Source organism: Duncaniella muris (assembly GCF_003024805.1).
Classification (GTDB): Bacteria; Bacteroidota; Bacteroidia; order Bacteroidales; family Muribaculaceae; genus Duncaniella; species Duncaniella muris.
This window is the reverse complement of sequence record NZ_PUEC01000006.1, coordinates 61,326-73,660: the sequence shown is the minus strand read 5'-3', so window position 1 is coordinate 73,660 and position 12,335 is coordinate 61,326. Positions and strand designations below refer to the sequence as shown.

General features: G+C 51.9%; 4 protein-coding genes. All 4 read right to left on the bottom strand.

Annotation, left to right across the window (positions count from 1 at the left end; all coding sequences use genetic code 11):
* Positions 1-50: 50 nt before the first annotated feature.
* The 4 genes from C5O23_RS03875 to C5O23_RS03860 all read right to left on the bottom strand — a co-directional run bounded on the left by C5O23_RS03875 (position 51) and on the right by C5O23_RS03860 (position 11,953).
* Entirely contained in the window at positions 51-2,264 is a 2,214-nt protein-coding gene (locus C5O23_RS03875) for a glycoside hydrolase family 3 C-terminal domain-containing protein (protein ID WP_107031653.1), read from the bottom strand.
* A gap of 7 nt (positions 2,265-2,271) precedes the next feature.
* On the bottom strand, positions 2,272-4,797 hold the full coding sequence (locus C5O23_RS03870) for a glycoside hydrolase family 2 TIM barrel-domain containing protein (RefSeq protein WP_107031652.1): 2,526 nt from the start codon (positions 4,795-4,797) through the stop codon (positions 2,272-2,274).
* Positions 4,798-4,840: 43 nt separating this feature from the next.
* On the bottom strand, positions 4,841-7,717 hold the full coding sequence (locus C5O23_RS03865; protein ID WP_107031651.1) for a TIM-barrel domain-containing protein: 2,877 nt from the start codon (positions 7,715-7,717) through the stop codon (positions 4,841-4,843).
* Between the two features lie 192 nt (positions 7,718-7,909).
* Positions 7,910-11,953 carry a hybrid sensor histidine kinase/response regulator transcription factor gene (locus C5O23_RS03860; RefSeq protein ID WP_161553548.1) on the bottom strand — a complete coding sequence of 1,348 codons (4,044 nt, stop codon included), beginning with the start codon at positions 11,951-11,953 and terminating at the stop codon, positions 7,910-7,912.
* Positions 11,954-12,335: the final 382 nt, after the last annotated feature.

Sequence of the window (12,335 nt, the reverse complement as noted above, 5' to 3'; positions counted from 1 at the left end):
ATTAAATCTATTTTCCAAGAGTGATTGCGTAATGGCTGACTTTGCTGAGGTCATTTCAGTTCGAAGGGAACTGTTGCACGGATGTCAGCAGACGAAGATCCGATATAGGCTTTGAATTTGCCGGGTTCGGCGCGCCAGCTTCCGGTTTTGTCGTCGTAGAATTTCAGATCATCGGGTTTGACGGTGAAGGTGACGGCTTTTTCTTCGCCCGGTTTCAGAGAAATCTTTTCGAATCCTTTGAGTTCCTTGAGCGGACGGAGCACAGAGGCTGATTCATCGCCGATGTAGAGCTGGACCACTTCTTTGCCTTCAACAGAGCCGGTGTTGCTGACCGGAACTGTTATGGTCAGGCTCTGGTCGCCGCTGATTGTCTTGGCTGAAGCCGATGCTTTGCCGTATTTGAAATCAGTGTAGCTCAGACCGTGGCCGAAGGGGTAGAAGGCGGGGATTTTCTTGGTGTCGTGCCAGCGGTAGCCTACAAGGATGTCTTCAAGGTATTCCTCGCGGATAGAGTCGCCGGGATAGGCGATGGCTCCGAAGCTGTGGGCGCCGTTGTCTTCAAGACGTGCAGGGAATGAGAATGGGAGTTTGCCTGAGGGGCTTACCTTGCCGCTGATGACGTTGGCAAGCGAGCGTCCGGCCATTGAGCCGAGATACCAGCCCTGGATGATTGCGGGCACTTCTTTTTCCCACGGCATTTCAACGGCGTTGCCTGAGAGGAGCACTACCACGAGGTCGGGATTGGCGGCGCTGAGTTCCTTTATGAGCTGAGGCTGTCCGAATGGCAGACCGTATTCCTGGCGGTCGCCGGCTTCGCAGTCCTGCTGGTGGTTCTTGTTGAGTCCGCCGATAAATATGACCACATCTGCATCTTTGGCCATAGCTACAGCCTGGGCACGCAGAGAGTCTTGCACGGCCTGGGGAATGTCTTCGACATGAGCATACATCGGGCGGCCTGCGCGATAGCCCTGTGCATATCTGACTTTATCGCCGTAGATAGCACGGAGGCCGTCAAGCGGAGTAAAGTTGTCTTTGACTTTGAGTTCGCTGGAGCCTCCGCCTTTCATGAGGTCGCGGGTGGCATTGTCGCCTACCACAAGGATTGATTTCACATCGGGGTTGAGCGGGAGGAGTTTCGGGCCTTTCTTGCCGACAGGAGCGTTTTTCAGCAGGACGATGCCTTCGTTGCCGATCTGCTCTGCTACGGCATAGTGCTCGTCGGTAGCTACAGAGCCGAAGGGCTTGTCACGCTTCATGGCAGTCAGGAAGTTAAGGCGGAGCATACGGCGCGCCTTGTCATCGATTGTCTCCATCGGCACTTCTCCTTTCTGGAGCATCTCGATGTAGGGGTTGGCAAGATAGTAGTCATCGGTTGTGAACTCTGACTCTGAAGTCAGGCCGTTTGTGTAGGATCCCATCTCAAGGTCGAGACCGTAGAGAGCTGCTTCACGGGTGTCATGTGCGCCGCCCCAGTCTGTGACAACCACACCTTTGTAGCCCCAGTCGTCTTTGAGAATCTTGTTGAGGAGCATTTCGTTGTGGCAGGCGTGCTGGCCGCGGATTTTGTTGTAGGAGCCCATGATGGTCCAGCTGTCACCGTCGATGACGGCGCTTTTGAACGCCGGAAGATAGATTTCGTGGAGTGCACGGTCTGAGAGGTTGACATCAATGTGGCCGCGCCATAGTTCCTGATTGTTGAGGGCGAAGTGCTTGACGCTTGCCGCAACGCCGTTCTGCTGCATGCCTTTGATGTAGGGGACCACGAGCACGGAAGCGAGATAGGGGTCTTCTCCCATGTATTCAAAGTTACGGCCGTTGAGCGGAGTGCGGTAGATGTTGACACCGGGGCCGAGCATCACGTCTTTTTCGCGATACAGGGCTTCTTCGCCGAGCGCGTTGCCATAGGCGAATGAAAGATCCGGATTCCATGTGGCGGCCAGGGCAGTGAGTGCCGGGAAGGCTGTTATGGAGTCGTTGGTGCGGTTTGAGTAGCCCCAGTCGTTCCAGTTTATTTCGGCGCGCACACCGTGAGGTCCGTCGCTCATCCAGAGGTCTGGTATGCCGAGGCGCGGCACACCGGCAGAGGAGAATTTGCCCTGGGCGTGGATCATATTTACTTTTTCCTGAAGAGTCATGCGTGAAAGAGCGTCTTCCACACGTTCGTCCAGAGGCCTGGTTTCATCTTGATAGACAGGAATAGCTGCCCCTGCATTGACAAAAGAGGCGGCTACTGCGAAAGTGAACAGTGAATTTCTCAGAATCATTTGTTTTTCAGAATGAATTTATGGTAGTGGTGAAAGGTTTCAGATCAGGTGATGTGGCGGTGACGCTTACCGGGCCTTCGGAGCCATTGTTCTGCACTATGAGCATGGCTTTGCCATAGAAGGCCTTGCGCTTGTTGTCCTTGAAGTGCTCGAGCGAGATGGGAGAGCCGTTATCGACTCCGGCATTGAAGCCGGCACCTTTGACGTCGAATGTCACCTGGTTTTCGGCCCAGGGGCAGAGGTTGCCGTCTTTGTCGAGGATTTCCACGAGGACATAGCTGAGGTCTTTGCCGTCGGCTTTGATTGATTGCCGGTCAGGTGTAAGGCGGATGCGGTAAGGAGAACCGGCGGTACGGATTTCACGGGTGGCCACGGTGCGGCCGTCTTTGCGGCTGACAGCCTTTACTGAGCCGGGCTGGAAGCTGACACGCCATGAGGCGTGATATTTCCCCGGTTCGGGTTTGCGGATGCCTTGCGACTCACCGTTGATGAAGAGTTCGACTTCATCGGCATTGTTGTAGTAGGCCCACATGTCAATTTCCTGTCCCGGCTGCCAGTTCCAGTGAGGGAAGAGGTGAAGCACAGTCTTGTCTGGGCGCCACTGCGACTGATACATATAATATATGTCCTTCGGGATGCCGGCAAGGTCTACAATGCCGAAGTAGGAACTGCGGGCCGGCCAGCCGAAGGGTGTCGGCTCTCCGAGGTAGTCGAATCCGGTCCAGATGAACTGACCGGCGATGAAGTCTTTTGAGTCCACATGGCCGAGTGTGCCTTCATGGGTATTGCCCCAGGGCGCGTGGCAGTTGTCATATGAAGAACAGGAGAATGTGCTGTCGCGGAATTCGATATCCCACCGCTTGGGCCAGATGTACATACTGTCTGAGGGCATTCGGTAGTAGCCGCGAGTCATCAGTGCGGAGACGCTTTCGCTGATGATGAATGGTTTGTCAGGGAACCAGCCGGGGACGGAGTCAAACCAGTTGTCATGGTAGTTGTAGCCGATGATGTCAAGCGCACCTGAGCGGAACAGGTGGTTGCCGGGATCAGGTTCGTTGCAGCCGGCGGTGACCGGACGTGACGGATCGAGATCCTTGACCATTCCGGCAAGTTTCTTTGTGAGAAGTGAGTTGACGCTGAGGTTTTCACCCTCTTTGGCGAGGTTTTCTTTTCCGTGGCCGAAGTTGAGGATGAGGTTGGCCTGTTCGAGAGTGAGGGTGTCGGCTTTGGCGGAACTCCACTGTTCGAGCACTTCGTTTCCGATGCTGTAGATTATGACAGACGGGTGGTTTCTGTCGCGGACTATAAGATCGGTCAGATCTCTCTCATGCCAGTCAGGGAAGTAACGCGCATAGTCATGAGATGTCTTTTTCTTGCGCCACATGTCAAAGGTCTCGTCCATGACAAGGATACCCATGCGGTCGCACAGATCAAGCACTTCCGGGGCGGGAGGATTGTGTGAGGCTCTGTAGGCGTTGACTCCCATCTCTTTAAGAATTTCGAACTGGCGCTCTATGGCGCGGGTATTGACGGCCGCTCCGAGAGCTCCGAGGTCGTGGTGCATACAGACTCCATTGATCTTCATAGCTTTTCCGTTGAGAGAGAAGCCTGTCTTGGGGTCGAAGTTAAAATATCTGAACCCGGTGGTCTGAAGATATGTGTCAAGCAGTTCGCCGGTCTTGGCATCGGAGATGAAAGTGGCGAGGGTGTAGAGATATGGATCTTCTGTTGACCAGAGATGGGGGGTTCTCAGATCGAGTTTTGCTGTGACCTCCGCAGATGCGTTTTTCCGGCTGAGACGCACAGTCCGCGGCTCGGTTTTGCCGATCATTTTTCCGGCGGCATCAATCAGAGCGGTATAGATGCTGATATTTCTGGTTTTCCGGGCATTGCTGACAATGTCGGTGCGGATTGTCACCGCCGCGATACTGTCTGTCACGTCGGCGCTTATCTGCTGTCCCCAGAGCGGAATGTGTATTTCATTGAGCGAGCGGAGCCAGACGTTGCGGTAGATGCCGCAACCGCTATACCAGCGCGAGTTTGGTTGTTCGGCGTTGTCGACACGCACAGCTATCACGTTTTCGCCGTCAGTTTTGAGATAAGGGGTGAGATCATAGCTGAACGATGCGTAGCCGTAAGGACGTGTGCCGAGTTCATGTCCGTTGATGAAGACGGTGGAGTTCATGTAGGCTCCGTCAAAGTCGATGAACGTCTTTTTGCCTTGCTGAGCAGGAGAGATGGTGAATGATTTGCGATACCATCCGATGCCGCCGGGCAGAGCGCCACCGCCGGTTCCGGACGGGTTGTCAATGTTGAAGTCGCCTTCGATGGCCCAGTCGTGCGGGAGCGAGAGATTCCGCCAGTTGGAATCATCGTAGTCCGGCGATGCCATTTCAAGAGCATCGCCGAGACTGAATTTCCAGCCATCGTTGAAGCTTTCAGCCCGTGGATCGGCTGCTGAAGCCGAAAAAATGGCCGCCCCGCCGAAGAGGGCGAGGCATGCCAATACAATCAAATTTACCTTAGATAACATGATCTATTGTGTGTTGGGCTTGTAGAGCACTTATAGTGGTACTTTAAAGTTTTACATTTTTAGCCTCTCCGTTGTAGGCCACAACCACACCTTTCTTGTCACGGCCATAGCCGACGGGTGTTTTCTCAGACACCTTGATGATGTTGAACTTGCGGTTGCGGAGCATGCCGGGATACTGGCCTGCGCGCTTGCCGATAGTGAGGGTTGAGGTTTCGTCGTTCCAGGAGAATGGGATCATGGCATACTGGCCCTTCTCGTAGTTGTAGTTGGTGTTTTCGTCTTCATAAAGGACGAATTTGCCGTCTTCTCCGGCATAGACGTAGAGATTGATCATGTCAGCCGGTTTTTCAGCAGACCACTGCATGGCCGGACCGAAGGGGATGATAGAGCCTGAGCGCACAAAGAGGGGGATGCGTTCGTAGGGGGCTGCGACTTTGAGAGTCTGGCCGCCGTTGATCTCCTTGCCGGTGTAGAAGTCATACCAGTCAGCTCCTTCGGGGAAGTAGACTTCGCGCGAAGTGGCGCCGTAGGTGTAGACGGGAGCTACGAGCAGCGAGGGACCGAACATGTACTGGTCGCCGATGTTGCGGGTTGCCTTGTCGGCGGTGAAGTCCATTACCATCGGGCGCATGATGGTGTAGTCATCGAAATGGGTCTTGGCTGCGAGTGAATAGATGTAGGGCATCAGGTCGTAACGCAGGTTGGTGTAGTAGACCACAGACTTGTAGGCGGGATGGTTTTCAGGAGCGATGTTGAAGATTTCGCGGTAGGGCCACTGGCCGTGGGCGCGGAACATGGGTGCGAATGCTCCGAACTGATACCAGCGGGTGTTGAGCTCACGCCATTCTTTCATGTCGGGTGTTTCACGGCCGGTTTTGTCGAATTCGGCAGCGGCGGCCACAAAGCGGTCTTCAACGCAGAATCCGCCGATGTCCATGCTCCACCAGGGTATGCCGGAGGCGGCAAAGTTAAGGCCTGCTGAGATCTGGGCTTTCATGTCTTCCCAGCGGGTGGCGATGTCACCGCTCCAGGTTGCTGTTGAATAGCGCTGCTGTCCGGCGAAACCGGAGCGGGTGAGAAGGAAGACGCGGTTGTCGTTGATGCCACGCTGTCCGTTATAGATGGCGTCGGCGTTCATCAGACCGTAAGCGTTGAAGTATTTTGTAGAGGGGCCGAGTGCGGTCGGGGTGATAAGGTCCTTGCGATACTGAAGGTCGGTACAGTCTCGTATGTTGGGTTCGGATGCGTCCATCCACCAGGCATCCATTCCGACGGGCACATAGTGGTCTTCGATCTGCTTCCAGAAGAGTTTGCGGGCATCGGGGCTGTAGGCATCATAGAATGAGCTGAGATAGCCGGGACCTACCCAGTCGCGGATGCTGTCTTTGACTGGGAGCTGATACATCCATCCGTTTTTGTCGAATTCCTTGTAGTGTTCGGTAGTTACATAGAATTTTGGCCATACGGAGATCATCACACGTCCGTTCATGTTGTGGATCGAGTCGACCATGCCTTTGGGATCGGGGAAGCGTTCGGGATCAAATTCGTGGCTACCCCATGAATCCTGCTTCCAGTGGAGCCAGTCGATAACTATGTTGTCGATGGGAATGCCGCGGCGGCGGAATTCTGCGAAAGTCGAGAGCACTTCATCTGATGTGTTGTATTTCTCGCGGCTCTGCCAGTAGCCCATGACCCATTTGGCCATCATGGGAGCTTTGCCTGTGAGGGTGCGGTAGCCGTGGATCACATCGTCCATGTCTTCGCCATAGATGAAGTAGTAGTCTATCTGGCTTTGCATTTCGCCCCACCAGCTCATCTGCATCTGTTCTTTGTCATCAACGGGAGAGTAGACTCTGAGGCCGCAATAGGCTACGGCGCCGTTGGGTTCCCACTGGATTTTTACGGGAACACGTTTGCCGGCTTCGAGGTTGACGGAGAATTTGTAGGAGTTGGGGTTCCAGGCGGTGCGCCAGCGTTCGGGGACAACTTCTTTGCCGTCAATGAATACTGACATGTAGCCTGAATAGTAGAGGATGAATTTGAATTCACCGCTTTCTGAGGGTTCGATTTCTCCTTCATAGGTCACGTGAGAGCCCTGATAGTTGAAATCCTGAGGCAGATTCACTACATGTTTGAGTTCTTTGCGGATGAGGTGTTCGAAGTAGATTGAGTCTTCGCGCTGCACGATGGTCGGTTCTTCGGCTTTGGCGGGTACATAGGTTCCTGTCAGAGCGCCTTCCTTGCCGTCTTTATCGTAGAGTTTGAAAACCTGGCCGAGTTGTTTGTATGGTTCCGGATTTCCGAAGCGGCAGAGCGAATAGCTATCCCAGAGAATGCCGTAGTTGTCAGTGGAGACAATGAATGGCACTGAGACTTTGGTATTATACTGGAAAAGTTCTTCGTTTTTACCTTTATAGTTGAACTCGTCGCTCTGGTGTTGTCCGAGGCCGTAGATGCCTTCTTCCTTGTCAAGAGATTCGAATACCTGGCGTACGGTGTAGCCTTTGGTGCCTTCGACTTCGATTGGGGAGAATTCACGCCCGCCGTCGGCTTCGGCAACGATCAGGCGGCCGTCTTTGTTATAGAATTTGACATCGCCGGTTGAAAAAGATACTGTAGCGGTCAACTGAGAGGTTGAAAGCGATACGGTCGAGTCTGTTTCCGCGATGGTGTATTCGACATTGGCCCTGGGAGGAATGACCACAAGGCTTGTGTCTGATGAAAATTTTTTGTCGGGAGTCGCCGATACGCGGATGATCTTGTCGTCAATCACCTGCAGCCTTACCTTGCGGACTGAATTTTCTGTCTCGGCAGCGATGTTGACTGTGATCCCACGCTCTGATTTTTCATATCTGCCGGCCGCGCACGAGGCGAGCAGCATGGCCGTTAATAATGAAGCGGTTATAGTTCTTGATTTCATGTATGAATTAGATATTTTCAGTTTTAAGGGAAGAAGATGGAGTAATGAATAAATAAATAAGCATAGCCGCAGATGGAGGTACGGTTCTCCGATCCGTGACTATGCAAAATTATAAATAACAATCGGTATAAACCGAAATCTATGTTGACCCTCTGTGGTCGGAATGATTTTAGACGGGGTGAAAATGTTAACTTATACGTGATAATTTGTTGCTTTGCCCTCTTTATCCTGATAAACAGAAGGCAGAACGCCAAATTCTTCCTTGAAATATTTGCTGAAGTATTTTGGATTGTTATAGCCGAGCTGGAAGGCAATTTCCGAGACGTTCAACTGGCTCTCGCGCAGCATCTGTGCCCCTCGTTTCAGGCGGATCAGGCGGATGAATTCAACCGGAGTCTTGCCGGTAGTGGCCTTTAGCTTTTTATATAGGTGCACGCGGCTCATGCCGAGGTGGCTGCTGAGTTCTTCAACCGACAGATCGGGTCGTTTGATGTTTGTCACGACATATTTGATGGCTTTTTCCACCATTTTTTCATCAAGAGGTGTGATTTTGATGGTGTCAGGTTCGGGGTTGATGAGCGAGCGCCCGTTTCCGCGATGGGAGAGCGAGATGAGTTTTTTCATCTTCAGCAGTAGCAGATCGATGTTGAAGGGCTTGGTTATGTAATCGTCGGCTCCGGTGGTCAGACCTTCGACTTTGGCGCCGATGTCGTGTTTGGCTGTCAGGATGATGACCGGTGTTGAGGCTAGATCCTGGTTGGACTTGAGCTTGCGGCAGAGTTCGAGGCCGTCGATTCCGGGCATCATAAGGTCAGTCAGTACGATTGCCGGTCTGATTGATTCGAGTAGCCGGAGTGCGGTGGCTCCGTCAGGTGCTGTCATGACGTGGAAGTCATGGCCGAGGCCATCGCGCAGGAATTCGATCATGTCGTGGCTGTCATCGACCACTAAGGCTGTCGGTTTGTCAGATGCTGCCGGATCATCTTGTTTTTCAACAGATGGCTGTTCTGTCTGTGCCTCAAGGATTTCGGTGTCAGGGAGAGAGACGGTTTCGCTGACAGGCGGGGTTGTTTCAGCGAGCGGGGTCTGCTTTATGAGTGGAATGCTGATTGTGAATATTGTTCCTCCTCCCGGATTGTCAGAGATCTCGATGGTGCCGTTGTGGAGCTTGATATACTCGTTTACCATGCTTAGTCCGATGCCGTTTCCGGTCATTGAACTGTCGTTTTTGGCATTGTCAGCCTGGAAGAAACGGTCAAACACATGAGGCTTGTCGCTGTCGCTGATGCCTATGCCTGTGTCTGAGACTTTGATGATGACTGAAGTCGGGGTGGTTGACAGTTCGGTTTTTACCTCTCCTCCTTCCGGGGTAAATTTGAATGCGTTGGACAGGAGGTTCATGATTGATTTATAGAGTTTGTCTTCATCAAACATGGCATTCAGTTCGGGAGTGGAGGAGGTGAATGTGAGGCGTATGTTTTTACGTTCGGAGAGGTTGGCGAAAGAATGGCAGACTCCGCGCACAAAGCCTACGATTTCGCCCTCAGACAGCTGTAGCGACAGGCCTGTGACTTCATTTTTCCTGAAATCAAGAAGCTGGTTTACAAGCAGGAGCAGACGCATGGCGTTGTTACGCATGAGGGTCAGACGTTTGAGCTGTTTTTCGTCTGTTGCTTCCTTGATCATGCTTTCGAGAGGGGAGACTATCAGTGTCAGCGGAGTGCGGAGTTCGTGGCTGACGTTTGTGTAGAACTTGAATTTCAGCTGGTTGATTTCCTCTTGCTTGACGAGAGCGTCTTCTTTACGCTTCTCGTTGAAGCGGCGGCGTTCGCGCAGTTTGATGTGGCGTATAAATGCGTAGACAAGCAGGCACAGTATAAGGGCATACAGTAGTTTGGCCCATACCGACAGCCAGAATGGCGGGTGCATTATGATGGTCAGTTCTGCGGCGCTTACACTTTCGTAACCGTCATTGTTGACGGCTTTTACAAGCAGCCTGTAGGTGCCGGGAGCCAGATTGGTGTAGCTTGCCATGTGGACTCCGGGTGGTGTGGTCATCCATTCGTCATCAAGGCCTTCAAGCTTGTGCTGATAGGTGGTTTTTTCTGGGAATATGTAGTTGTCAGTCGCAAATGTTACTGAAAATGATGAGTTGTCAGGCCAGAGTTCAAGTGTGCCGCCATGATTCGGCGATGATTTCAGCAATACATGACCTTTGACATTCTCTCCGACTCTGATGGTTTTTGATCCGACACTGATGTCTGAGAACATTACGTTTGGAAGTGCGCGGTTGTGACGGATGCTGTCAGGGTTGAATTCATTGAGACCGTAAAGGCTGCCTATGAATATCTGTCCCGAAGGGAGACGGCCGAAGGAGCGCTGGTTGAAGTCGCAGTTCTGCAGGCCGTCAGCTGAGTCATAGCGGTGTGTGGTGTATGAGAATTCTCCGGTTTTGTCATTGTATCTGACATTGAATTTTACGAGATTGCCGCCTTCGCTGGCCCAGACGTTTCCGTTGTTGTCGATCTGCAGGCCGAGAATGAAATCCGGAGTGGCCTTGTCTGGAGAAGTTTTTAGCGGGATTATCCGTTCTCTATGAGGGTCATAGATGTGCAGTCCGCGGGTTGAGGCTACCCATAGCAGATCGCGGGTGTCGTGGAGCAGGTCGTTGATCTTAAGTCCGTCAAGGAGGGGGATGCTGGAGAATTTTTCTTTTATGGGGTCGAATACGGCGACACCTGAGGAGGTGGCGATGTAGATGCGCCTCTCACCTTCGCCATCGCGCGCGATATCAAGGATATAGTCCGAAAACAGATCGGAATTGGACATGTTGTATGATTTCACTTCGAGCGATTTCGGATCGAATCTGTAGAGTCCGTGACCGAGGGTTCCGATCCAGATTTTGCCGTCAGGGGCTTTGGCCAGCGCCCAGGTGTAGGCGTTGTCAAGGGTTGTTCCTGTGCTCAGAGTCTCTATTTTTCCGTTGCGGCATCGGCGCAGGCCGCGTGCAAAGGATCCGAAATAGAGTGTGCCGTCGGGCAGTTCTAGCATGGTGGTGATTGCCGGGTGCGAGCCGTTGTCAGTAAGGTAGGGGATCGGGGTGCGGCTGTTGGTCTGCGGATTCCATTTTATAATACCAGCGGCATCGGTGCCGATCCATACCGAGCCGTCGATCAGCGATGGATACAGGCAGTTGACATCAGGGAATGGTATCAGTTTGAATTTGTTTGCGCTTTCATTGTGATAATATATACCTTTTTTATATGTTCCGATCCATAGTGATCCGGCGTTGTCGTCATAAAGAGCGGTGACGGTGTTGCGTATGCCTGAGCTTACCGATGTGGTTACCGGAATGAAGCGGAAGCGGTCGTTTTCGCGCACCACTTTTTCGAGGCCGTTATGGTCGCGTGCTATCCAGCGGATTCCGGAGCTGTCGTGCATAAACGTCTTGACAACTTTTTGATTTCTGTCATCGGGGAGAAGGTGATTGGCCCAGGTGTGGCTGCGGGTGTCGTAGAGCCACAATTTTTCATTGCTGAAGATCCAGGCCAGGCCATCGTTGTCAGGCACGATGGTGTAGACAAAAGTAGTGCTTGGGTCGGTGTTCACCGCTATGAGAGAGTCGGTGCGGGTTACAAGCATTGATTGAGGGGAGATGAATTTTATGACGCCGTGGTTGTCGATGGTCATGACTTCGTCAGGGATGGAGACAATGTCTGTGATCTCGTCTCCGGCAAAGCTTTTGTCTTTCAGCAGCTCGGCTTTGCCTGATCCGGATTTGATCCGGTAGAGTCCTTCATTGTTGATGTGAATCCATGCATTTTTGCCGCTGTCGAAATGGATCTGTGAAGGTGCAGACTGCATATTGTATTCCTTAAGAATAGGCGAGAGGTCGGTCGACAGGCAGTCTGAAACCGGATCATAGATGAGATATGTTTTCCCGGAGCGGACCCACAGACGTCCTTTTCTGTCTTCCTGTATGTCGGTGATGTCTTCGTCATAGGAAATCATGACGGAGTCTTCGACGGCAGGAAGGTAGATCTTGAAGCCATAGCCGTTGTAACGGCAGAGCCCTGAAGATGTCCCGACCCATAGAAAGCCGTCTGAGTCACGGTAAAAGGCATTTATTTTGTTGTTTGCAAGACCGTTGGATGTGTCAAGATGTTTCAGCATGAACTCCTGGGCGGAGCCGAAGAGGAAACAAAGAGTCAGGCTTATGAGTAAGGGTAAACGCATGGCGTTAACATTTAAGGAGTATTTACATTCACAAAGTAAAATGATTTTCATGAAATATCCAAATCCACTGCGATTGCGGGTGGTGGAGTAACATTTGCGTCAATGATGTAAAGTGTTGAATGTTAGTCGTGAATATTATCGGTTAAAACATTTTAAGCTAATAAAGTTAACAAATAACTCCCGGATAGAACAGTTTTTATCCCATATAATGAGGGTAAAAAATTGGTGATTACGAAAGCAATCTTTACATTTGCTTACTTTTATTAGACTATCGCACTATCTTCTTACCTTAAAAACAAAGTTCTGCAATTGCTTCAAACCTGCATACAGCACTTTGCCTGACATACAATATATTTATAGGCCGAGCGCGGCCGCACACAAA